The sequence below is a fragment of the Streptomyces sp. NPDC101160 genome (assembly GCF_044768205.1).
Lineage (GTDB): Bacteria > Actinomycetota > Actinomycetes > Streptomycetales > Streptomycetaceae > Streptomyces.
Genome location: NZ_JBIWPJ010000003.1, coordinates 114,946 through 135,823 on the forward strand (window position 1 = coordinate 114,946; position 20,878 = coordinate 135,823).

General features: G+C 70.2%; 21 protein-coding genes, 1 tRNA gene and 4 pseudogenes. 8 read left to right on the forward strand and 18 right to left on the reverse strand.

Translation table 11 applies throughout. The features are described from left to right. Nucleotides 1-171: 171 nt before the first annotated feature. Complete coding sequence (locus tag ACIRSU_RS09995) at nt 172-408, forward strand: hypothetical protein (RefSeq protein ID WP_403790441.1); 237 nt, start codon at nt 172-174, stop codon at nt 406-408. Between the two features lie 17 nt (nt 409-425). On the opposite strand, the pseudogene ACIRSU_RS10000 reads toward ACIRSU_RS09995, so the two are convergent. From ACIRSU_RS10000 to ACIRSU_RS10030, 7 genes and pseudogenes are all read right to left on the reverse strand, one after another. Next, nucleotides 426-611, reverse strand: a pseudogene (locus ACIRSU_RS10000) (IS110 family transposase); the annotation flags it as partial. 221 nt (nt 612-832) lie between these two features. Beyond that, complete coding sequence (locus tag ACIRSU_RS10005) at nt 833-1,300, reverse strand: helix-turn-helix domain-containing protein (RefSeq protein ID WP_403790443.1); 468 nt, start codon at nt 1,298-1,300, stop codon at nt 833-835. 138 nt (nt 1,301-1,438) lie between these two features. Next, nucleotides 1,439-2,396, reverse strand: a pseudogene (locus ACIRSU_RS10010) (transposase family protein). Between the two features lie 90 nt (nt 2,397-2,486). After that, nucleotides 2,487-2,828 carry a VOC family protein gene (locus ACIRSU_RS10015; protein ID WP_403790444.1) on the reverse strand — a complete coding sequence of 114 codons (342 nt, stop codon included), beginning with the start codon at nt 2,826-2,828 and terminating at the stop codon, nt 2,487-2,489. 395 nt (nt 2,829-3,223) lie between these two features. Then, the gene (locus tag ACIRSU_RS10020; RefSeq protein WP_403790446.1) at nt 3,224-4,108 is read right to left on the reverse strand and encodes an alpha/beta fold hydrolase; all 885 of its coding nucleotides are present in this window, start codon (nt 4,106-4,108) and stop codon (nt 3,224-3,226) included. 91 nt (nt 4,109-4,199) lie between these two features. Next, nucleotides 4,200-5,204 carry an NADP-dependent oxidoreductase gene (locus ACIRSU_RS10025; RefSeq protein ID WP_403790448.1) on the reverse strand — a complete coding sequence of 335 codons (1,005 nt, stop codon included), beginning with the start codon at nt 5,202-5,204 and terminating at the stop codon, nt 4,200-4,202. A 125-nt stretch (nt 5,205-5,329) separates the two neighbouring features. Further along, the gene (locus tag ACIRSU_RS10030) at nt 5,330-6,016 is read right to left on the reverse strand and encodes an SDR family oxidoreductase (protein ID WP_403790450.1); all 687 of its coding nucleotides are present in this window, start codon (nt 6,014-6,016) and stop codon (nt 5,330-5,332) included. A gap of 115 nt (nt 6,017-6,131) precedes the next feature. Here ACIRSU_RS10030 and ACIRSU_RS10035 point away from each other — a divergent pair, with 115 nt between their 5' ends. Beyond that, the gene (locus ACIRSU_RS10035; RefSeq protein WP_403790452.1) at nt 6,132-6,692 is read left to right on the forward strand and encodes a TetR/AcrR family transcriptional regulator; all 561 of its coding nucleotides are present in this window, start codon (nt 6,132-6,134) and stop codon (nt 6,690-6,692) included. Between the two features lie 380 nt (nt 6,693-7,072). Next, nucleotides 7,073-7,146, forward strand: a tRNA-Met gene (locus ACIRSU_RS10040). Between the two features lie 281 nt (nt 7,147-7,427). Here ACIRSU_RS10040 and ACIRSU_RS10045 read toward each other — a convergent pair. After that, complete coding sequence (locus ACIRSU_RS10045) at nt 7,428-7,622, reverse strand: TIGR02391 family protein (protein ID WP_403791463.1); 195 nt, start codon at nt 7,620-7,622, stop codon at nt 7,428-7,430. 37 nt (nt 7,623-7,659) lie between these two features. Between ACIRSU_RS10045 and ACIRSU_RS10050 the strand changes: the two are divergent. After that, nucleotides 7,660-7,746: pseudogene (locus tag ACIRSU_RS10050) on the forward strand (IS5/IS1182 family transposase); the annotation flags it as partial. Between the two features lie 284 nt (nt 7,747-8,030). On the opposite strand, the gene ACIRSU_RS10055 reads toward ACIRSU_RS10050, so the two are convergent. Continuing rightward, on the reverse strand, nt 8,031-8,294 hold the full coding sequence (locus ACIRSU_RS10055) for an ATP-binding protein (protein WP_403791465.1): 264 nt from the start codon (nt 8,292-8,294) through the stop codon (nt 8,031-8,033). 1,002 nt (nt 8,295-9,296) lie between these two features. On the opposite strand from ACIRSU_RS10055, the gene ACIRSU_RS10060 reads away from it, so the two are divergent. Together ACIRSU_RS10060 and ACIRSU_RS10065 are read left to right on the forward strand one after the other, a co-directional pair. Continuing rightward, nucleotides 9,297-9,635: a helix-turn-helix domain-containing protein gene (locus ACIRSU_RS10060; protein WP_116157406.1), complete on the forward strand. Its 339-nt coding sequence runs from the start codon at nt 9,297-9,299 to the stop codon at nt 9,633-9,635. Nucleotides 9,636-9,884: 249 nt separating this feature from the next. Continuing rightward, a complete protein-coding gene (locus ACIRSU_RS10065; protein ID WP_030242128.1) occupies nt 9,885-10,088 on the forward strand; it encodes a cold-shock protein in 204 nt (67 codons plus the stop codon). 401 nt (nt 10,089-10,489) lie between these two features. Here the strand turns inward: ACIRSU_RS10065 and ACIRSU_RS10070 are convergent, their stop codons facing one another. The 3 genes and pseudogenes from ACIRSU_RS10070 to ACIRSU_RS10080 form a co-directional block, all read right to left on the reverse strand. Continuing rightward, entirely contained in the window at nt 10,490-11,050 is a 561-nt protein-coding gene (locus tag ACIRSU_RS10070; RefSeq protein WP_403790455.1) for a DUF5994 family protein, read from the reverse strand. A gap of 191 nt (nt 11,051-11,241) precedes the next feature. Continuing rightward, nucleotides 11,242-12,113 (reverse strand): annotated as a pseudogene (locus ACIRSU_RS10075) (PP2C family protein-serine/threonine phosphatase). A 135-nt stretch (nt 12,114-12,248) separates the two neighbouring features. After that, nucleotides 12,249-12,515 carry a hypothetical protein gene (locus ACIRSU_RS10080; RefSeq protein ID WP_403790457.1) on the reverse strand — a complete coding sequence of 89 codons (267 nt, stop codon included), beginning with the start codon at nt 12,513-12,515 and terminating at the stop codon, nt 12,249-12,251. Between the two features lie 240 nt (nt 12,516-12,755). Here ACIRSU_RS10080 and ACIRSU_RS10085 point away from each other — a divergent pair, with 240 nt between their 5' ends. Beyond that, nucleotides 12,756-13,247 carry a DUF5994 family protein gene (locus tag ACIRSU_RS10085; RefSeq protein ID WP_403790459.1) on the forward strand — a complete coding sequence of 164 codons (492 nt, stop codon included), beginning with the start codon at nt 12,756-12,758 and terminating at the stop codon, nt 13,245-13,247. A 510-nt stretch (nt 13,248-13,757) separates the two neighbouring features. Next, nucleotides 13,758-14,609: an MBL fold metallo-hydrolase gene (locus ACIRSU_RS10090; RefSeq protein ID WP_403790461.1), complete on the forward strand. Its 852-nt coding sequence runs from the start codon at nt 13,758-13,760 to the stop codon at nt 14,607-14,609. A 593-nt stretch (nt 14,610-15,202) separates the two neighbouring features. Here the strand turns inward: ACIRSU_RS10090 and ACIRSU_RS10095 are convergent. The 6 genes from ACIRSU_RS10095 to ACIRSU_RS10120 all read right to left on the reverse strand — a co-directional run bounded on the left by ACIRSU_RS10095 (nt 15,203) and on the right by ACIRSU_RS10120 (nt 20,829). Beyond that, on the reverse strand, nt 15,203-15,847 hold the full coding sequence (locus tag ACIRSU_RS10095) for a bifunctional 4-hydroxy-2-oxoglutarate aldolase/2-dehydro-3-deoxy-phosphogluconate aldolase (protein WP_403790463.1): 645 nt from the start codon (nt 15,845-15,847) through the stop codon (nt 15,203-15,205). 22 nt (nt 15,848-15,869) lie between these two features. Continuing rightward, nucleotides 15,870-16,898, reverse strand: coding sequence for a sugar kinase (locus ACIRSU_RS10100; protein ID WP_403790465.1), 1,029 nt, complete (start codon nt 16,896-16,898; stop codon nt 15,870-15,872). A gap of 31 nt (nt 16,899-16,929) precedes the next feature. Then, entirely contained in the window at nt 16,930-17,901 is a 972-nt protein-coding gene (locus ACIRSU_RS10105) for an aldose 1-epimerase (protein WP_403790466.1), read from the reverse strand. Nucleotides 17,902-17,907: 6 nt separating this feature from the next. Further along, nucleotides 17,908-18,768: an SMP-30/gluconolactonase/LRE family protein gene (locus tag ACIRSU_RS10110; protein WP_403790468.1), complete on the reverse strand. Its 861-nt coding sequence runs from the start codon at nt 18,766-18,768 to the stop codon at nt 17,908-17,910. Between the two features lie 49 nt (nt 18,769-18,817). Next, nucleotides 18,818-19,612 carry an SDR family oxidoreductase gene (locus ACIRSU_RS10115; protein ID WP_403790470.1) on the reverse strand — a complete coding sequence of 265 codons (795 nt, stop codon included), beginning with the start codon at nt 19,610-19,612 and terminating at the stop codon, nt 18,818-18,820. A 227-nt stretch (nt 19,613-19,839) separates the two neighbouring features. Next, nucleotides 19,840-20,829: a substrate-binding domain-containing protein gene (locus tag ACIRSU_RS10120; protein ID WP_403790472.1), complete on the reverse strand. Its 990-nt coding sequence runs from the start codon at nt 20,827-20,829 to the stop codon at nt 19,840-19,842. Nucleotides 20,830-20,878: the final 49 nt, after the last annotated feature.

Below are 20,878 nucleotides of genomic sequence, written 5' to 3' on the forward strand. Positions count from 1 at the left end.
AACCGGGTGGAGGAAGGCCCTGATGCACAGGCATGACGCGCTGCCGGCGACCTCACCTCTCCCCAGATTCTCCTCAGCGGGAGTTGGATTGGGGGCCCCTATCTGTTTGGTCAAGGTCGAGGACCAGTAGGTTCGTGTGGTCGAGGGTGGGGCCGAACCGTAGGGGTGTGCATGGGTGATAGCCAGGTCACGATCAAGCTCACGAGTGACGAGGCGCTGGTGTTGTCGGAGTGGCTAGAGAGGCTGCAGATGACGGACCTGAGCCGGGTTGTCGACGATGCGGCGGTCTGGGCGCCGATCCATCGCATCGCCGGGACGCTGGACAAGTCACTTCCTGGGCTGTTCGCGCCTGACTATGCCCAGCGGCTTGAGGCCGCTCGCCGACGGCTTCGGCCGGAGGAGGACTGATCGATGCGCCTGGACCATCACCTGGCTCCTGCGGGTTGGGGTTTGTAGAAGGTTCCGTCGCGGAGCATCGCGAACAGGACGTCGGCCCGTCGTCGGGCGAGGCAGAGCAGGGCCTGGGTGTGGTGCTTTCCCTGGGCGATCTTCTTGTCGTAATAGGCCCGCGACGCCGGGTCGCCCAGGGCGGCGAACGCGGCCTCGATGAGACCGGCGGTGTCGTAGCTGCCGGGTGTGAGGTGGAAGCACAGGCGAGGGCCTCGCTCGGGATCCGTGGAATGGAATCCCAGGGCCCCGGCCATCGACGCGCGTTTTCGGTTCAGCCGGTGCCGCAGGAGAGGTGTGCGGCCGCGGGGCGCGTAGGTGCGACGGACCTGCGGCAGCAGCGAGACGCCTGACTCGTCGAGGAAGACGATCCAGGCACGTGTGTTCACGGCCCCTTTTTGATGGGCGGCCACTCGTGGGCGATCCAGCGGGCGATCTCCGAACCGTCGCGCTCCACCGCCCGTCGCTCGGGCCGTTGCAGGCTCCATCCCAGCCGGCCGGTCAGCAGTCGCCACACCGAGGCCTTCGACAGCGTCACCCCTGTCATTCGTTGGACCACCAGGCCTCCTCGTTCCAGGGTCCACAGATCGGCCTCGAAGCCGTGTGTCTGGGCGCCCTGCTCCAGCGCGGCCCGCACCTGCTCGACCTGGGCACCGTCCAGCTTGGGCGGGCGCCCGGTGGCCGGGCGCCGGCGCAAGGCATCGGCGCCGTCCTTCTCCCAGACCCGTCTCCACCGCCGCACGCTCTCCTCGCTGACTCCCAGCATCCGTGCGATCTCGGCGCCCGGGCGTCCCTGATCGAACAACTCGGCCGCCCGCACGCGCCGGCCCTCGGACAACTGCGGCCGCGTCAAAGGAGGAACGACAGGCGAAGACGTGAAAGACACCGCATCGGGATCCCATCAACGACTCCGCCGCAGCCACCGAACTAACGGGCTGACCCGCGATTGATGTTGGGCCGCGCTGGCTTGGGGATTAGGCTGGTGGGTGATTCAGCAGGCCATCGTGCGGACGAGCACGAGTTCGGTGCTCGGCTTGTGACGGGTGGTCCGTTGGGCAGCGCGGTCGGAGACCAGGCCCGCGATGGCCCGGTGGGTCTGGCCGTACTCCTCGCGACGGCCGGTGTAACGCTGCAATGGGCTCCACTGCCGGTGTTCGGCATTGGCATGTTCGACGCAGATCCGGCGAGAGGACTGACGTCGGCGCATCTCGCGCCATCCCTACCGTTCAGTCAGCGGCGCGGTGTCGATGTCCTTCGGCTTCCGTGGAGGGGCGCTGATCTGGTCGGGGGAACTCGCCGGCCAGGCCCCGGTAGCCCTCGTCCACCTCGGCTTTCACCGTGGGGTGGTGGCGGAACTGCTCGGCGATGCCTTCGGTGCGCACGGCAGTCTGGTCGTGCATCCGTCCAGGGCGCTCGGCGCCGGACCACAGGGTGCGGCCTTGGTGATCGCTGATCGTGGTGGTCTTGATGGTGTTCTGCTTGCGCTTGCCGGAGACAAAGGCCCGTCTGCCGGGGCGGTGCGCCTTGGGGCGGCGGACCTGGGTCTCGGTGCCGTCGATCCGCAGCGTGAGGTTCTCGGCCGCGGCATAGGCGAATACGTCCTCCAGGGTCCGCAGCCGGATTCCCGGCCGGTCGGGCATCGCGAACCCGCGCTCGGCGAGTAGAGGACGGATCTCCCTGATCGCGCGGCCGATGGTGGAGGAGCCCACCTCGTAGAGCACAGCCAGTGCCTGGTGGGACAGGCCGGTGCGCAGATGGACCAGGGCGGCCAGCAACCGGTCGGTGAAGACCAGTTCATACTTCGGTCCTGTTCCGGCCTGCCGACGGCGAACACCCTGGCGCCGCTCGTGCCGTCCGGACTCGCAGCGAGCTTCCCAGCGTGGCGCGAGTTCTTCGATCAACTCGCCGAGGTGTTGGTGTGTGACGCCGCAGAAGGCAGGATGCGACATGGCCGCGCGGGCCTGCTTGATCTTCACACCTCAAGAACCCGCGCGGCCGTCGTCATGTCACGGCCCGCGATCAATCGCGGATACGCAGGTTCAGGGACCGACGTACTCGAAGACCCCGCCGTACGGGTGCCGCAGCACGGCGCGGTGGCCATTCGGTGTTGGGGAGGTAGCAACCATCACCTCGGCGCCTGCCGCAACCGCTTCCTTCACCGCTGCATCCAGGTCTGCGACCGCCAGGGTGGCAGCCACGCCAGCAACTCGCTGCGCGGCCTCGTCCGGACCACTGAACAGTAGGAAGGATCCGACGCTTGCCAGGGTGACCCCGGCGAAGGCAAACCGGGATGCGGTGCTTCCGGTCAGCTTCTCGTAGAAGGGCACAGCCGCGTCCAGATCTTCGACGCGCTGCCGCACGACCACTGATTCGATAGTCATGACCGACATCATCACACCATCGCATCGTCCGGCCTGGCTTGGGTGCTGTCCATGCTCGCGTACATCGACTCTGCGCCGACCAGGATGCTGCTCGACGAGACGTGCATCTACTGTCGCGCCCCGCGTACAAACCAATCGCGGGTCAGCCCGTAACGAAAAGATCAGTAAGTGGTCTACGTCGTAAGTCCTTCGGGGGTTGACTTCGAGGTTGGGCGTCGGCGTGCTTGTGGCCAGGTGGCGCGGTGGATCCGGCATGCGGTGTCGAGGGCGTTCTCGGGGATGCCGCTGGGACTGCCGACGCGCAGGAGGGCGTCTGGTCGAGGGCGGGCTGGCTCGTCCCGGGGCCGCCTTGTCCCGGCCGCGCCCGGCAACGACGGGGGATGTGGCCTCAGCGGTCAGGTGTCGGGCCGTGCTTCGAGGAATGCGAGGGCCCTGGCCACGAACTCGTCGTGGAACTGGAAGATTCCGCCGTGTCCGGCGTCCGGGTAGAGGGGGACGAGTTCGCCCCGGGGCAGCCGTGCGGCGAGGTCGAGGGTGTTCTCGCTCGGCACCATCCGGTCGCTCTCGCCGTTGGCCACCAGGACTGGCTGGCGGATGCGGGACAGGTCGGCCGGTGGCTGGAGGCCCCACCGGTGGATGGCCTTCAGCTGGGCGCGGAACGACGTCAGCGAGATGGCTTTGTCGCGGTGGTCCGTGCGCTCCTTCAGCCGTTGCAGGAAGGCGCGTGCTTCGCGTCGGCCGTGTTCGGTGTCGGTGAAGAAGAGGAACTGCTTGGCGTCCTTGCGGGTCAGGAAACCCTTCAGGATGTCCCGGAGGGTGAGCGCGGTGACCTTGTCGATGCCGGGGCCTCCGGCGGGGCCGGTGCCCGCGAGGATGACCTTGCGCACCAGCTGCGGTTCTTCGGCTGCGATGACCTGGGCGATGAAGCCACCCATCGAAAGGCCGAGCAGGTCGACGTGCTCGAAGCCCAGGGTTCGGATGAACAGCACCGCGTCGCGGGCCATCGCTTCGATGGTGTCGGGGGTGGAACCGCCTGACGCGCCGACTCCGCGGTTGTCGAAGGTGATGACCCGGCGCCGGGCGGCGAGTCCGTCGATGACGCGGGGGTCCCAGTCGTCCAGGACTGCGGTCAGGTGGTGGAGCAGGATCAGCGGTACGCCGTCTCCGTCCGGGCCGAGCTGCCGGTAGGCGAAGTCGACGCCGCGCACGGACACCGAACGGGTCGGCACGTCCTTGTATGACGACGGGGCGGGCGTGGGGGAACTGCGCGGTGCGCTCATGATCGGTTCCTGGGTACGGAAGGGAGGGGTGGTGGGCGGCGGGATCCTCTCGCCACCCGGGGTCTGTCGGTGGTGGGGCGGGTGCCGGCCCTCACGCCATCGCGATGACGACCTTTCCGGCCTTGGTGCTGCCCTTCTCGGCGTACGACATGGCTTCGCGGGTCTGCTCGAAGCGGAAGACACGGTCGACGACGGGACGGATCTTCCCGGCTTCGACGAGCTGGGTGAGTTTGCGCAGCTGTTCGCCGTCGGCCTTCATGAACAGGAAGGAGTAGGTCACGCCCCGGCGCTTGGCGTGGCGTCGGGTCTTGAAACTCAGCGCGTTCATCGCCTGCCGCAGGACCGGGTTCGCGCCCAGCTCGCGGGCGAAGTCCGCGTCGGGCGGCCCTGCGATGCTGATGACCTTCCCGCCGGGCTTGAGGACCCGCAGCGACTTCTCCAGGGTCTTGCCGCCGAGGGTGTCCAGGACGACGTCGTAGCCGTCCAGGACCTCCTCGAAGTCCTCAGTGCGGTAGTCGATGACGACGTCCGCGCCGAGTTCCTTGACCAGGGCGGCGTTGGCCGCGCTCGCGGTGGTGGCCACGTGTGCGCCCAAGTGCCTGGCCAGTTGGAGGGCGACGGTGCCCACTCCGCCGGAGCCCGCGTGGATCAGGACTTTCTGGCCCGGCTTGACCTGTGCCCTCTCGACCAGCGCCTGCCATGAGGTGAGGGCCACCAGGGGAAGGGAGGCGGCCTCCGCCATGGTGAGGGTGGCCGGCTTGTGGGCCAGGTCGTTCTGGTGGACGGCGATGAATTCGGCGAAGGTGCCGATGCGGTCCTTGTCGGGCCGGGCGTAGACCTCGTCACCCACCGCGAACCGGGTGACGGCCGAGCCGACCTGGACCACCACTCCGGCGAGGTCGTTGCCCAGCACGAGAGGGAGGCGGTACGGGAGGATCAGCTTGAAGTCGCCGTCGCGGATCTTGAAGTCCAGCGGGTTGACGCTCGCCGCGTGGATCTTGATCAGCACGTCGTGGGCGCCCGGCTCCGGATCGGGCATCTCGGCGGCGCGCACCGCGGACTGGTCGCCGTACTTCTCGATCAGGTAGGCCTTCATCGCTGTCTCCCTGCCTCGTCCGCACAGGGACGGGATCTCCGTTCGCCCGGACTGCCCCGATGCGAGGTATTTTCAGGTGTTCACTGCTGGTTCATGACGCCCCACGCCGATGCGGCGGGCGCGCCTCACGCTGCGTTCGGTGATGCGGCCAGGCTCCGCTTCACGTGCCGGGTGGTCTCGTCGGCGAGGATCTCGGGCAGTCCCCGCTCGATGCCGGCCAGGGCTTGGGCGGCGACCTCGGCGGGGGCGGTCTTCTGTTGGGCGGGAACGCCGGCGGCCATGTCGGTGTCCATGTAGCCGACGTGCAGCGCCGAGACGGTGATGTCCCGGGGCGCCAGCTCCTCCCGGACCGCGCCGGTCAGCGCCCATGCCGCGGCCTTCGCCGCGGCGTAGGCGCCGAGCTCGGCCGGGTGCAGCCAGGACAGGACCGACAGCACGTTGAGCACGGCGCCGCCGCCGTTGGACTCGATGACCGGAGCAAAAGCCCGCGTCACGGCGAGCGGGCCGAAGAAGTTCACCTCCATCTCCAAACGCACCATGTCCGGGCTGCCCGTCATCAGGGGCGTTCCGGTGGAGATGCCCGCGTTGTTGACCAGCAGCGTCACGTCGGAGGCGGTGCGAGCCGCGGCCCGGATCGACTCCGCGTCCGTCACGTCGAGCCGCAGCGGGACGACACCCGGGAGGTCCACCGTTTCGGGGCGGCGGGCCGCCGCGTACACCTTGGCCCCGCGCTCCACGAGCTGGGCGGCCAGATGTCGCCCGAGCCCCCGATTGGCGCCGGTGACCACTGCTACCGCGTCCTTCAGTTCCATGCCCACTCCCAGCGCCACGGCCGCCGTCAAGCGACCCACACCAATTAGATTACGACTACAATCTAAGCACTGGTCTAAGATAGATGCCAGTCGACATCCAATCGGGAGGTGGCCGATGGGCCGCGTATCGCAGGCGCAGGCGGAGGAGAACCGCCGACGGGTCGTTGAAACCGCCTCCCGCCTGTTCAGGGAACAGGGGACCCACGTCAGCGTCGCCGACCTCATGAAGGCGGCCGGTATGACCCACGGCGGCTTCTACAAGCAGTTCGCCTCCAAGGAGGCACTCATCGACGAAGCCACCGCCCACGCGTTCGCCGAACTCGCCCAGCACCACAAGGACGGGCTCGATCAGTACGCCGGGCAGCGCGACGCCGCCCAGCGGGCGCTGATCGACGCCTACCTCTCCGCCGAGCACCGCGACAGCGCGGCAGACGGGTGCCCCGCCGCCGCACTCGCCACCGACATGGCCCGTGACGGCGGAGAGAGCGAGGCCCGCCGCGTCTACACCCAGGGAGTGGGCGACTTCGCCGACTTCCTCGCCACCAAGGACCAGGACGGCATCGCCCGGCTGTGCACCATGCTCGGCGCCCTCGTCCTGTCCCGGGCCACCAAAGGCTCCCCGCTCTCCGAGAAGATCCTCACCACCGCACGCGAGGCACTGACGGCCACCGACTGACCGGAACCACCGTGCAGGGCGCACGCCGCAGGAAGGGTGCGCTTCTCGCACCCTGTCGTCATCCACTTCTCGTAAACGGCTCTCCGCGTTGCCTCTGGCTTCCGCATGCCCGATCTCCCTAACCGCCTCCGAGTGTGAGCGGCGGAAGAAGATGGCCTACGGCCACAAGGTGGTTCGACGGTCAGACCGGCGCAGGGCGGCGAGGGAAACCGGTGGACCGGGCGTGCTGCTCGCAGGAGGAGAAGACCGGCGGGTCCTCGAACATCTCGCGCTGGGCTTCGTGACCTGCTCTCACGGGTCCAGGATGTACGGACGGCTGAGCAGACCAAGCGACCTGGTCTTGGGCAGTACCGCGGGTGGCGTACAGTTGGCCTTTCCGACGCGGGGTGGAGCAGCTCGGTAGCTCGCTGGGCTCATAACCCAGAGGTCGCAGGTTCAAATCCTGTCCCCGCTACTGAAGTGACATGAGGCCCGGATCCTGTGGATCCGGGCCTCATGCGTGCGCCTGCATCTCAAGCTGTCCGTCCGGTTCTCGTCGCCCGAATCGGCGAGGCCTCTCCCTGACGTGCAGGAGGCAGGCCCTCAGGACACGATGCGGGCCCGAGGTGATTTCGTCGGATCGACATCAGCGAGTCAGTGGCGTGAGCTCTCGGGCAATGCGGCACTCACCGCCATTCCTGCCGGCGCTGAAGAGCATCCGGGCCCGCGTGACGATGCTGGTGGCGGGGCTTCTCGTCAACTGTTCCTGGCCCGGGCCCGGTCGACCTGGCGCAGCGGCAGGTCGGCGAACTGGATGATCTGGACCGCCTCGATCGGGTCGTCGAAGTCGACGGTGCGGTGGCTGGAGGGGTTCTTGTAGCGGCCCACGGCTTTGGCGAACAGCGCGGACTCGGCCTCCTGCTCGCCGCCCACGGCGCCGGCGTCGGCCAGCGGGCCACCGGGCTTGTTGTTCTGGTGCGGCTGGAACGCCTGCGCGACCCAACGCTGGGTTGTCGAGCGCGCCTTCGCCCACCTGCACTGGTTCCGCCGCCTGCGGATCCGCTGGGAGATCCGCGTGTGGGGACGCGTGAGCCGAGTCCCGACTCCCGCACCTGCAAGCCATCGAGCCCTGTCTGAGGGGTGCCCGGACCTCGCAGTCATCTGCAGGTCGACCGAAGGCGCTGCGGGTTATGGAGGGCACCGATGCCGCGTTGGTGGCACCCGCGTCTGGGACCGTCCCGTACCGCAAGGCCCGCACCGAGGACCGCTCGGTGCGCATAAAAGCGTGCGACGCGAGGGTGGCCGGTGCCGGGTGCACAGGTCCGTGGTGCTGGCTTGGCGAAGGTGTGGTGGCGGGGCTTATCGGGGGAGGAGGGCACGTACGGTTTTGCCGCCGCCGCCGGCGGGGGCGGCGGTGACGTGGGTTGCGCGGGCGAGGCGGTTGACCATGGGCCAGCCGAAGCCTCCTGTGCCGCCGATCAGGTCAGGGGTGCGCATGCACGGTACCTGGGGGCTGGGGTCGCGGGCGGTTACCTCGGTGCTGTCCGGGTGGGCGGTCAGTTCCAGGGTGCAGGTGCCGCGGGTGTGGCGCAGGGCGTTGGTGAAGAGTTCCGAGGCGACCAGGGCGGCCGTGTGGGCGGCCTCGGCTCCGGCCGGGGGAGTAGGCCGTCGAGGAAGGCCGGGTCCGGTCGCGGGCGTCGGCGATGGAGCCGGTGGAACGGGCGGCTGCGACGTTGACGCTCATCGTGTCCATCGGGGCCACCTCGATCTCTTGATCTTCGTCTCTTACCGCCCCGTGCCTGTACCTGCCCTGGTGGCGGACAACCTGGCGATAGCCGTCCTGCTCCTTCGGGCGACGCTGTCCGAGATCGATTACCTCACCCTCACGCAATCAGAAATCTATATCGGCTGGAGTAGACATTGCTCTGCGGTCTGGCTATGGTTTCTCTCGTAGCCGAAGAGATCGAAAGCTCGGCAGAGGTGAACTGCCGGGCAGTAGGACTGCAGTACCCGCAGTTGCAGGACGGTCCGGTGGCGGAGTTTCGAAGCCAGGTTGGTTGCAGGACGGCGACGGGACTGGCCACCGGACCGGGCGGCCCGCAGTGATCAGGGGCCGCCGGCACGGGACCGCTGTCATGGCAGATGCGGTACCCGTAGGTGCAGTTCGCAGTACCCAGCAGTGAAGTCGAATGAGCAGTACCCGGTGAAGGCGTCGGCTGCGGGCGCGCGCGCCGGGAGGTTCGGCAGGGGTTCCGTTGTCAGAGCAGGATCGGCGACGGGGCCGGTTACCGGCCGGGGTGGCGCTGCCAGAGGCCACCAGCAGTACGCAACACCAGCAGTACGCAACACCAGCAGTGATGGATCCAGAGGAAAGAACGGAGGAACCCGCGCCATCAGGATCGCCCGGGCGCAAGCCTTGAGCCCGGGTACCGCAGGACATCGTTAGTGAGGTGGTCTCCGGTCACGCAACCGCGATCCCCGCACCCCCGGCAGCAGCCAGGTCGGGTCTGCGGACACAGAAGGCCGGCGCAGTATCAGGGCCGGCAGGTGGTGTAGTAGTTCCTTCGGGGCCCGGGTGCCAGTACGGCACCCGGGCCCCTCGACGCGTTCCCCAAGAGAGGTGCAATGACAGCAGACGACTCGTTCGGCCGTCTCGATGACGACGACTACCCCGCCTACACCATGGGCCGGGCCGCCGAGATGCTCGGCACCACACCCGCGTTCCTCCGCGCCCTCGGCGAGGCGCGGCTGATCGCCCCGCTGCGCTCCGAGGGTGGCCATCGCCGCTACTCCCGCTACCAGCTGCGTATCGCCGCCCGCGCCCGCGAGCTCGTCGACCAGGGCACCCCGATCGAGGCCGCCTGCCGCATCATCATCCTCGAGGACCAGCTCGAAGAGGCCCAGCGCCTCAACGAGCAGTACCGCCGGGCTGCCGAAGGGGCCGGGCCGCCGCCTGCGGCCTGAGACGGTGCCGTGCCCGCCGGGCGCCGGCGGGCATCATCTGTCCCATCCGGTTCCGAACGTGTCGCTGTCTCCTCTGGTGACACAGGGTGCGGGCGTGTAGCGTTCCTGTTAGCTGTCGTGGTTCGGATCCTCCCTTTGCCCATGCCTTCGGCGTGGGCTTTTCTGCTGTGCTGTGCCGCAGGGACCAGGACGATCACCTCCGCCTCCCGCACGGTGCGGAAGGCGTTCATCGACTGGAAGGCATGAGACATGGCTACAGGAACTGTGAAGTGGTTCAACGCGGAGAAGGGCTTCGGCTTCATCGCCCAGGACGGGGGCGGCCCGGACGTCTTCGCCCACTACTCGGCCATCAACTCCTCGGGCTTCCGTGAGCTCCAGGAGGGCCAGGCTGTGACGTTCGACGTCACCCAGGGCCAGAAGGGCCCCCAGGCGGAGAACATCACCCCGGCCTGACCCTTCCCGCCCCCCGGGGGCTGAGCCTGCCCCGAGGCCCTGCTCTTTTCAGGTCTGCTTCCCAGGAGGAGCAGGGCCTTCCTGGTTTCCCTCCCTCTCCACCGGCAAGGCACCCTCTGCGTTGGCCTGTTGTCCCGGCAACGCCGGGGCGGGGCGCTCTGGGCGACGCCAAGTGCGACGGGGCACATGTTCCCGGGCGGCGACGGCCGGCCTTCGGTCAACTGTCTGGCAGTGTTCTCGATCCACAGCAGCGCCCACTCGATACCGGCCCGCCGGCCCGCCTCCGCGTTGTCGTAGCGGCCCTCGGCGTCGGCTGGGATGTCGGCGGTCAGGGCGCGGCAGCGGGCACTCCGGGGAGCGGCTCGGCCATGCGGAGAGGGGCTGACCTGCAGACGGCAGGCTCACCTCCACATGCTTCGCGGCAGGGCGATCATGCGTGCTCCGACGACGGGGCGAGGGCGGGGATGGGGCTGGGGGTAGGCCCCGCCTTCCGTCTCCCAGGTGTCCTCACCGACTTGGGCCTCCCGAAGGCGGCGACCGGTCGCGTTCTCGTCGGACATGAGGGCGCTCGTGGTGTGGAGGTTGCCGGGGGTGGACGCGGCGGCCATCAGGCGTGTGGCGGAGTCGGGTGCGGTCTCGGGGGGAATCACCAGCAGGTCGCAGCGGTCGCGGTTGTACGACAGCAGGATCATCGCGTCGGGGTCCAGGTCGGTGAACCAGCCGACGTGCACGGCATGTCCGCCGACGGGGATCTGGTACGTGGAGGCGGGCCAGGGTCCGGGGTTCGCGGTGATGCGCGTGATGCGGCCGCAGCGGCCCCGCAGCGCGTCCACCAGGGGCGGCAGCTCGGCGGCGAGATCGCGTGAGTACGGCCACCAGGCGCCGTCCAGCAGGCCGGCGAGGGAGGTGTGTGGTGTCAGTGCCAGGCGTGCCTGGCGGGTGGGAGCGGTCGTGCTGGTCATGAGGCCGAGACCTGTCCCCGGGACGCCTGCGGGCGGCCCGGCGTAACGATCGCCGGGAACGACATCCGCGTGAAGGCGGGGTACGAGGTGCCCCCGGTGCCTCCAACGTACTCCGCGCCGGGGCCGGACGAGGGGGCCGGGCCGGGCCGGTTCTCGCGGTCGGCCACGCTGCCGGACGTGCGGAGGATCCGTTACCCGTGCCACTCGACGAGGACGAGGGTGGCGTCGTCGGTGGTGGTCTCACCACGGGCTCGTCTGAGGGTGTGGGACAGGTCGCGCGCCACGGCCCGTACGCCCCGGTCGGCCCGGTCCAGGCGATGGATCCAGTCGATCAGCTGGTCCTCGCCGAACTCCTCCTGCCCGCTCTGGTGTTCCTCGATCAGGCCGTCGGTGAAGCAGAGGATGCGGTCCCGGGTTCGAGCACCGTCTCGCTGACCTGCGGTTGTGCTCCGCCGAAACCGACGGGCAGGGTGGTGGGGCTGTTCAGGCGGCGTACGACGCGGTGGCCGCGGATCAGCATGGGGGCGGGGTGTCCGGCGTTGACCTAGTGAAGGCGGCCGGTGTCGCGACGCTCATCGCTTCGCCGCGGGTGCGGAAGAAGAGGTCGGTGTAGCCGTTCTTGGTCTGCAGCACGTCGGCGAGCACGCCGGCGATCCTGCGCAGGAGGCGGCGGTCGTCGTCGTCGATCGTGTCCAGGGTGACGGCCAGGACGCCTGCCCGGTCTCCGCCGTCCAGCAGCGGCACGTGCACCCGCGTCCCGTCGGCCGACGGAACCTCGACCGGCCGTGAGGAGAGGAAGCACCGGCCGGCCTCCGAACCGTCGATGGGCAGGGGCTCGCCGTCCTTCAGTCCCTGCCCGGCGAGGGGGACCAGCTTCCGCTGCCCGTAGTGCTGGCAGGATCTGCACCTCGCGGCGCCCGATCCGGGCCACCGTGCCGGTGACGAAGGGGCCGACATGGTCGGGCGGCAGCGCGTGGGCGTGGTCCATGAGCCCGCCCAGCAGCATCTCTCCGAAGCTCTCCGAGCGTTCGTGGCCCCGGTCCTCATGGCGTCCGAGGGTCATCCGGAGCCTCCAAGGGGGCCGGTGGCCTGGTCCGGGGCCGTCGTGCGCCCGGGTTCGGCGGCACTGCGGTGTGGCTTCCCGGATGCCTCCCGTCGGCAGGAGCCGCCACGCGTGCCCGTCCGGGGCGAAGGGCCGTCAGGGTTCCTCGGCGTGGGGCCCGGCGCCGCTCGGGGGCCTGCTGGTGGTCAGCCAGGACCGGGCCGGTTCGGCGGGGTGGGCGGTGTCGACGGTGAGGTGGAGACGGGTGCCTCCGCCCGGGGTGGGATAGCTGCGCTGCTCCCTGCCGGCGAAGCAGCGGCGGAGGACCTCGGCCACCCTGCGGGCGGTGTCCGGTGTGGCGGCCACGACGCGGATCTCCGCGTGGCCCGGTGGAGGCAGGGCTTCTGGTTCGTTGCGGTCCAAGGCGGCACCGTCCTCTCCGCGCCTGGGGACGCGTCCGCGGGCGGCCCGAGCGGGGGCGCCCCGGTAGTACGTCCACCGTACGTCCGACGAGGCCGGTGCCGGACGGCTCCGCACCGGGAGCGGCGCGTACGCGGGCCCTGCCGGAGTACGGTGAAGGAACGGGGCCGCCGCCCCGCCCGGCCCGGCGCCCGCCGCCACCGAGGGACGGCGGCGGAAGTACCGTGGACGGGCGGACCGATCATGACCGACGCAGGCGTTTCCCCTCATGGCCCCACCCCTCCGCGCCTCCTGCCGGACGAGGTCCACCGGTCCGTCGGCCCCGGCACGGCGCTGCTCCGGCTGGAGACCACGGGGTCCCGGCAGAGCCTCCTCGACGGCGCGTGGTGGCCGCGCTCCCGTGACGTCGAGCGGGAGATCCCGCCGCTGGTCACCGCCCTGACCGAGCACCTCGGCCCCATCACCCGGGTCGGCCTGGACGCCTCCGCGTGGAACAGCATCCCCAGCCGTCTCGTCGTCGACGACCGGGTCGTGCACCTCGACTCCTTCCCCGTCGGCGACGACACCGTCCTGATCACCCGCGGCGACAACGACCACTTCTCCCTCATGCTCGTCCCGCCGAACACGACGCCCGAAGCCGCCCGCACGGCGATGGCCCGAGCCGTCCGCGCCGACAACGTCACCCAGGCCACCGAGATCCTCCTCGCCGAACTCCCCCACCCCGCAGGCCCGTAGGCCGGCACCGCCCCGAACGGCGGCGAAGCCCCAAGTCACAGACCTGGGGCTTCGGATGAAGAGCGGATGACGGGAAACGCCCGCCGCCATGAGCTGGCAGGCGCTCCAGGGAGGCGGTGACCCTGCCCTCACCAGGAGCGCAGGCCCGACCCGGGGCCGCGCCACCATGATGATCGAACCGCTCGCCGCGTACCCCCTGAACCGCGGCAGCCTTGACGGCAAGATCCTGCCGGAGCACGCCAAGCACCGGGGCCGGTTTCCACCCGGGGGCCGTAACCTAGTGCCGCATCAGGCAACGTTCGCCCTGTCGACGACGGCGCGTAGGCGTCGGTCGTCGGCATGGCGGGCCCGTCGATGTCGTGCGCACGGGTGGTGCCCGGATGCCAGGAGTGCTCGGGCCGTCGTCGCTCACCTGAGCCGACCACCACGAGTTTTGCGGTTGCCGACAGCCCGGCACGGGGCTCGACTGGTTTATGGACCCTGCGGCGACTCCGCCCAAGGAGAGCACCCATGGCAACCATGGATACGTTCAATCTTTTGCAGCCGTACAAGATCGCTGAGGAGACGTTCGTCATCCCGTGGGCCCTTGAGGCCCCGCCGGTCGGCCACTTTCCGATGAACTCGATGGTGATCCGAGGAGCCGAACCGATCCTCGTGGACACCGGGGCGCCCGCAGTGCGCGCCCAATGGCTGGAGGCAGCCTGGTCCGTCGTGGATCCTCTGGACGTACGGTGGATCTTCCTCACCCACGACGACCGCGACCACGCCGGCAACCTCCTGGCGGTCCTCGCCGAGTGCCCGAACGCGACCCTGCTGACAACGTGGTTCTCCATCGGCCGCATGGCCGAGGAGTGGGAGACTCCCATCAACCGGTGCCGCTTCATGACAGACGGCGACACGATCGACGCGGGCGATCGCACCTTGGTCGCCAAACGACCGCCCCTGTACGACAACCCCACAACCCGCGCTCTCTTCGACCGGAAGACCAACACCCTGTGGGCCGTCGACACCTTCGCCACGAACGTGCCGACCCCCGTGCCCGAAACGGCAGCGCTGTCGCCGGACGAATTCCGTGACGGCCAGTTCTTCGGCGGTCGGCTGGTCTCCCCCTGGGTCGCCCTGCTGGACGCCCAGAAGTTCGGGACGGTCGTCAGCTACTTCCAACACCTGAACGCCGAGGTCATCGCCGGCTGCCACTGCCCTGTCCTCCGCGGCCCCCGGATCTCCGAGGCCTACGACCTTCTCCGACAGCTCCCCGAGATCCCACCGTGGACAGAGTTCACCCAGGCCGACCTGGATCAGTGGATGGCGGTCGCCGAGAGCTCGGTTCCAGCGGAGCAGCCGCGGCCGTCGGGGACGTGACATCCTCCCATCGACGTCCTCGGGACCCATGAGGTCTGAGCGTCGGACGAGCGCAGTGGCTGACGGGCCTGGTTCCCCGCCGCAGGCCTTGGAGGCCGTCAGGCGCTGATTGACGTGGCCGACTGGCTTCCGTCCCGTGGGTCGCCGCAGTGGTCGGCAGAGGGAACGATGCCGGCCTCGGCCGCGCCGATGCGGCTCTCTCGCCTGGGTCGATGTAGGGATGCTGGATTCCTGGTACTCCCTGCGGCTGTCGACGCGACTGCGTGAGGGGGGCGTATCGCGGCCCCTCCCGGTCGCGCGGTCGGCTGGGTGTGCCTCCAAGGTGTGCTCGTGTGGGTGCCGGTCTGGCCAGCTGAATGCTGACCTATTGCTGACTTTACTGACAGGTCATCAGGTTCCTCGACGGCGTGGTGGAGGGTGCGGCGGCCGTGGAGTGGGGAACGGGTGGGATGTGGGACCGTGAACGGTCCGGACCCCGGACGCTACGCAGTGGAGGCGCTTCCAAGGCGGGTGAGCGGGCGGGCGGAGCTGGGGCCGGGGTGCGGATACGAGGCCCGGCAGGGTGATCGCCAGGGGCAGCTGGGTGGGTGGAGCTACGGATGCCTGGAGTGCGCGAGCGCGGTGGTGAACGCGCGGGCGCGCCGGGTGAGTTCGGTCCAGTCGCCGGCGGCGATCGCGTCCGGCGGGACCACTTCGGTTCCGGCGCAGACCGCGAGGGCGCCGTGGTTGAGGTAGGCGGCGGCATTCGCGGCGTTGATGCCGCCGGAGGCGACCAGGGGGATGCCGGGGTAGGGGCCGTGGAGGTCCCTGAGGTAGCCGGGGCCGAAGGCGGCGGCCGGGAAGATCTTCACGGCGGCGGCGCCCAGATCGACGGCGTCGGCGACTTCGGTGGGGGTCAGGGCGCCGAGGACGACGGGCAGGCCGAGGCGGTGTGCTGCTTCGGCGACCTGCGGGCGGCAGCCGGGAGTCACGAGGAACCGGGCGCCGGCGGCGGCGGCCTGTTCGGCCTGCGAGGCGCGGAGGACGGTGCCGACGCCCACCTCGAAGCCCTGTGAGGCGGCCCGGCCGATGTGGCTGGTGACGTCGGGGGTGGTGAAGGTGAACTCGACGTGCCGGACGCCGCCTTCGGCGAGTGCCGCGCACAGGGCGGCGGCGTCGGGGATGTGCGGGGCGCGGACGACGGCGATCACCTGATCGGTGGCGAGGGTCGGCGGGAGCGGGGTGGGGGTGCGGGTCATCGGGAGTCCTTGGGGAGAGTCGTCAGGGGTGGGTCAGGATGGGGGAGTGGATACCGAGGGCGGTGACCCGGGTGGCGGCCCACTCTTCTGCGGAGGAGCCGAGGAGTGCGGTGATGACGTACTCGGGGAAGGTCTCACCGTGGTCTCCGTGCGTGGTGAGGGCGCAGGCGGCGGTGAGGTGGCCGAGTCGCAGGCGGGTGCGCGGGTCCAGGCCGCGCAGGGTGGCGGCGAGATAACCGGCTGCGAAGCCGTCCCCGGCGCCGGTGGGCTCGACGACCTCGACGGTCAGGGCGCGTTCGGTGACGGCGGTGCCGTCCCGGTCGAGGGCCGTGACCAGGTGGCCGGAGTCCTTGACCACGAGCGTCGTCGGCGAGGGGAACATCGCCCGCAGTTCGCGCGGGTCGCCGACGCCGAAGGCGGCCTCGGCCTCGTCGGCGCCGAGCAGCAGGACGTCGGCGGCGTCCATCAGCTCGCGCAGGACGGCTGGGTCGCGGTCGCGCCACAGCGCGGGCCGCCAGTTGAGGTCGAAGCTGATGGTCCGTCCGGGTCGCTTGGTGGCGAGCAGGGCCCGGACGAGGCCGAGGCAGCCGTCGGAGAGTGCTGGGGTGATGCCGGTGAGGTGGAGGAGCCGGGTGCCGGTGAGCAGCCGTGCCGTCGCCGGGTCGGCGAGGGCGCTCGGATCGAGGGCGGAGGCGGCGGAGCCGGAGCGGTAGTAGTGCATCCGGCTTTGTTCGCCGAGTTCTTTGACGTAGAGGCCGGTCGGGCGTGCGGGGTCGACGGCGACGCCTGAAACGTCAACGCCGCACGCGGCGAGTTCGGCGGTGAGCCGCTTGCCGAAGCCGTCGGAGCCGACTCGGCTGACCCAGGCGCTGGCGATGCCGAGCCGCGCGAGTCCGCAGGCGACGTTCGACTCCGCGCCGCCGACCGCGACCCGGAACGACTCGACGGTGTCGAGGGCGCCAGGTCGGTCGGGGACGAGTACGGCCATCGACTCGCCGAGGCAGACCGCTTCCGGGGGGTCACCATGGAATGCGGCCGTCTGTCCTGTCATCGAGATCTGCTCCTTGTTGACTGACGGTCACTCAACAGGCAGGCGGCAGAGCGCCGGAGCCCGGAATGACGGAGAGGGTGATGTCGCTGGTCCAGGTCGCTCCGCCGGGCAGCAGCGGGCTTTCCCCACGGTCGGGGCAGGTGGGCGAGGGATCGCCGGGCAGGACGTTGGCCGGTTCGACGGCGACGACGTACGCGCGCCGGTGCCACGGGAAGCCGCTGCTCGCGTGGCACTCCTGCCACAGCCAGGCGTGGGGGAAGACCGTGGGGTCCCATTCGACGCGGATGCCGAAGCCGGCGGTGGGGCTGTGGATCTCGTACCAGCCGCCGTCGAAGTCGGTGAGGCAGGCGAAGACGGACCTGCCGCTGCCCGGTCCGGGAACCTTCCGGAGGTCGACAGGGGTGCCGTCCACGCTGGGGGCGAACGGGAAGGCGGCGCGGGTGTCCGCCACGAGCGTGTTGCCGGGCTGCCCGGCGTCGGTGAGGACGGTCCTCGCGGGGGTGGTGAGGGTGCAGTGTTCGTCGATGAACGGCGCCCCGAAGCCCGGGTGTTGGACCCACATCACCGGCACGGGCAGGTCGCCCGTGTTGCGGACGGTGTCGCGGACGTGCAGGGCGGCGCCGTCCAGCCGGAGCGTCCGGGTGAGCCGCAGCGGGGCGGTGATCAGGTCGGTGGTGAGGAGGATCAGCTCTTCGTCGGCGGAGACGACCGACCAGGCGACGACGGCGGCTTCGCCGTGATAGCCGCGACGCACGCCGTCGACGGTGCGCTCGGCGCCGGCGTTGGGGACGAGCTGCTGCCAGCCGCCGCCGTAGCGGGCGAGCCAGTCGACCTGGCTGTCGCCGGTGACGGGCGCGCCGGCGAGGTCGCGGCGGCCCCAGGGGGTGCGCCACAGGAGGTCGATGGTGCTGTCGCGTTCGACGATCGAGGTGATGTCGGCGCCCTTGTCCGGGCGGATCTCGACGGAGAGCCGGTCGTTGTGCAGCCACAGGGAGGAGGTCATGGCCGGTCAGCCTCCGAATCGGTGGGTGGGCAGGCCGCGGACGCCCAGACCCCGGACGGCCAGGACGGAACCGGCGGGCCCCGACGGGTCCGGGCCGAGTCCTTCGCGTGCGGTGGTGACGTAGAGGACGTCGAGGTCCGCACCGCCGAAGGCGCAGGAGGTCGGCTGGTCGACGGGTACCGGCACCTCGGTGAGGAAGCGGCCCTCGGGAGACAGCCGGACCAGCCGCGCGCCGCCCCACATGGCGATCCACAGACAGCCCTCGGCGTCGACCGCCAGTCCGTCGGGTTCCCCGACACCGGCGGGGAAGCGGGCCAGCACACGGCGCCTGACGGGGAGAAGGAGGTCGGGCAGGACGTCGAAGGCGTTGACCTCGCGGGCCACGGTGTCGATCAGGTAGAAGGTGCGCCCGTCGGGGCTCCAGCCGAGCCCGTTGGGCTGGGTCAGGCCGGCCAGAACGGGGATGACCTTCCCATCGGTGTCGAGTACGTGGAGTGCGCCGCGAGCAGGGGCGAACGACATGTCGCAACTCCCCGCCCACAGCCGCCCGGCGGGGTCGCACTTGGCGTCGTTCATGCGCTGGCCACGTGGCAGTACGGTACGGAGCGCGGCCCAGCTCCCGTCGGGGCGTATGTCGCTGAAGCCCTCGGTGGTCGCCGCGACCCACCCGCCCGAAGCCTTCGGCACGGCCGCACCGACCAGGGTGGGAAGGACGATGGTGCGCGGGGCCGGATCGGCGGGGGCGGCCGTATGGATGGTGCCGGAGAGGATGTCCACCCAGGTCAGCTCGCCGGTCGTCCGGTCCCAGAAGGGTCCTTCGCCGACGATGGCGGTGCCCGGGAAGGCGACCGTGATCTCGATGCCCAACTTCAGTGCTCCGGAGGTCGGTTCGGGTGGGAGTGGGGTGGTCTGCCGGTCAGTCGGGCAGCGCCACCGCCACCTGCGCGAGCAGGCCGCCGTCGACGGGGAGCGCGATGCCGGTGATGAAGCTGGCCCGCTCGCTCGCCAGGAAGGCGATGGCCTCGGCCACCTCGTCGGGGCGGGCGACGCGTCCGAGAGGGTGGCTGCGTCCCCAGGTGGCGACGAGCTCCGCGGCGCCCTCGTCGGTTCCGTCGGAGAATCCGGCCGCGGCGTCGCGCAGCATGGGGGTGTCGACGGAGCCGGGGCAGACGGTGTTGGCGCGCACGTTGAACGCCGCCTCGTCGACGGCGATCGAGCGGGTGAGGGCGTTGAGCGCGCCCTTGCTGGCGGTGTAGGCGGCGACGTTCTTCTGCGTGACGAACGCCTGGACGGAGGAGACCAGGACGATCGACCCGGCGCCGGAGTTCCGCAGTGCGGGCAGGGCGTGCTTGACGGCGAGGAAGGCGCCCTCGACGTTCACCGCCATCACCTGCTGCCAGGTGGCGGTGGTGGTGTCGGCGGCGGTGCCGTACCGCTGGATGCCCGCGCAGGCCACCAGGATGTCGAGTCCGCCGTGGCGGCGCACGGTGTCGCCGACCGCTGCGGCGATGGACGCCTCGTCTGTGACATCCGCCCGGATGTGGGTGATGGCGTCGCCGGTCTCCTCGACGGGCGGGGTGTGGGAGACGCAGACGACCCGGGCGCCGCGGGCTGCGAGCAGCCGGGCCGCAGCGAGGCCGATGCCGCTGGATCCGCCGGTGACCAGTGCGGACTTGCCGGCCAGCTCCGGGGACGTGCCGTCCAGTTCCATAGTGTCGGGTCCTTGGTGGTCTGGAGTGTCGGGCAGAAGGGGTTCAAGGTCCCCGGGCCGGGCTGGGACGAGCCCGGCCCGGGGATGTGCCCCGGGGCCGTGTGTGTGGGGGGTCGGTCCCGGGGCCCCGGCCTGCCGTGGGCGAAGGGGTCAGCCGCACGGCGGCCGGGGGCGGGGTGTCCCGGGAGCCGGTCAGGGCATGAGGCCCCGGGACGTGTTCTGGGGTGTTACTTGTAGAGCGCCATCTGGGACGCCTGCTCGTTGAGGTTGTCCTTGGTGATCACGAGCGGGGTGAGCGGCTGGTCCTTGGGGATGGACTTCTCGCCGTCGAGGTGCATGACGGCGTTCTGCACAGCCATCCGGCCGATCTGGTACGGGTTCTGGGAGACCAGGGCGGTGAGGCTGCCGGCCTTGAGGTCGGTGACCTCGTTGGGGCCGGCGTCGTAGCCGACGACGGCTATCTTGCCTTCCTTCCCGGCGGCCTTGACGGCGTTGGCGGCGCCCTCGGCGGTGATGACGTTGGAGGCGAAGATCGCGACCAGGTTCGGGTGGGCGGCGATCTCGGCCTGGACGAGGCCGGCGGCCTGGGTGGCGGAGTCCTGGCCGGCGTAGAGCTCGGGCAGCACCTTGTACTTGCTCTGGCCCTCGAACGCCTGCTTGAAGCCCTTGTCGCGGTCGTCGATGGAGCTGATGCCCGGCTTGATGTGGACGAAGACGACCTCGCCGCCCTGCGGGGCCTGCTTCATGAGCTCCTGGCCGCCGAGCTTGCCGCCCTGGACGGAGCTGGCCGCGATGGCGGTGAAGATCTTGTCGCTGTTGACGTTGTTGCCGGTGGTCATGACCGGGATGCCCTGCGCGACGGCGGTGGCGATCGGCGCGGCAAGCGCGGTGGCGTCGGTCGGGTCGATGACGATCGCGTCGGGCTTCTTCTGGATGACGGCCTGGAGGACCGGGATCTGCTCGGATGCCTGGAAGTTGGCGGCGCCCTGGACGATCGGCGTGACACCGGCCGCCTTGGCGGCGTCCTCGAAGCCCTTGATCTCGGTGGAGTAGTACGGGTCGCAGGTGCAGCCGGGGATGAAGGCGATGGTGCGCTGCTTGTCGGACGAACCGCCCGCGGCGCCGCCGCCGGAGGTCGGGGACGAGCAGGCCGAGAGGGTCAGACCGGCAAGGGCGGTCGTCGCGATCAGGGTGGCCGTGAGAGTTCTGCGGGACATGGCGGACTCCGTGCTTCGGGGGGTGGGGGAGGTGCGCAGAGCGGTGGAG

Coding starts and splice junctions, on each gene's coding strand:
- ACIRSU_RS10030 (WP_403790450.1), bottom strand. CDS start 6,016: ATGGAACTGAAGGACGCGGTAGCAGTGGTCACCGGCGCCAATCGGGGG.
- ACIRSU_RS10085 (WP_403790459.1), top strand. CDS start 12,756: ATGACCGACGCAGGCGTTTCCCCTCATGGCCCCACCCCTCCGCGCCTC.
- ACIRSU_RS10070 (WP_403790455.1), bottom strand. CDS start 11,050: ATGACCAGCACGACCGCTCCCACCCGCCAGGCACGCCTGGCACTGACA.
- ACIRSU_RS10095 (WP_403790463.1), bottom strand. CDS start 15,847: ATGACCCGCACCCCCACCCCGCTCCCGCCGACCCTCGCCACCGATCAG.
- ACIRSU_RS10035 (WP_403790452.1), top strand. CDS start 6,132: ATGGGCCGCGTATCGCAGGCGCAGGCGGAGGAGAACCGCCGACGGGTC.
- ACIRSU_RS10065 (WP_030242128.1), top strand. CDS start 9,885: ATGGCTACAGGAACTGTGAAGTGGTTCAACGCGGAGAAGGGCTTCGGC.
- ACIRSU_RS10100 (WP_403790465.1), bottom strand. CDS start 16,898: ATGACAGGACAGACGGCCGCATTCCATGGTGACCCCCCGGAAGCGGTC.
- ACIRSU_RS10090 (WP_403790461.1), top strand. CDS start 13,758: ATGGCAACCATGGATACGTTCAATCTTTTGCAGCCGTACAAGATCGCT.
- ACIRSU_RS10060 (WP_116157406.1), top strand. CDS start 9,297: ATGACAGCAGACGACTCGTTCGGCCGTCTCGATGACGACGACTACCCC.
- ACIRSU_RS10020 (WP_403790446.1), bottom strand. CDS start 4,108: ATGAGCGCACCGCGCAGTTCCCCCACGCCCGCCCCGTCGTCATACAAG.
- ACIRSU_RS10025 (WP_403790448.1), bottom strand. CDS start 5,204: ATGAAGGCCTACCTGATCGAGAAGTACGGCGACCAGTCCGCGGTGCGC.
- ACIRSU_RS10015 (WP_403790444.1), bottom strand. CDS start 2,828: ATGACTATCGAATCAGTGGTCGTGCGGCAGCGCGTCGAAGATCTGGAC.
- ACIRSU_RS10115 (WP_403790470.1), bottom strand. CDS start 19,612: ATGGAACTGGACGGCACGTCCCCGGAGCTGGCCGGCAAGTCCGCACTG.
- ACIRSU_RS10105 (WP_403790466.1), bottom strand. CDS start 17,901: ATGACCTCCTCCCTGTGGCTGCACAACGACCGGCTCTCCGTCGAGATC.
- ACIRSU_RS10120 (WP_403790472.1), bottom strand. CDS start 20,829: ATGTCCCGCAGAACTCTCACGGCCACCCTGATCGCGACGACCGCCCTT.
- ACIRSU_RS09995 (WP_403790441.1), top strand. CDS start 172: ATGGGTGATAGCCAGGTCACGATCAAGCTCACGAGTGACGAGGCGCTG.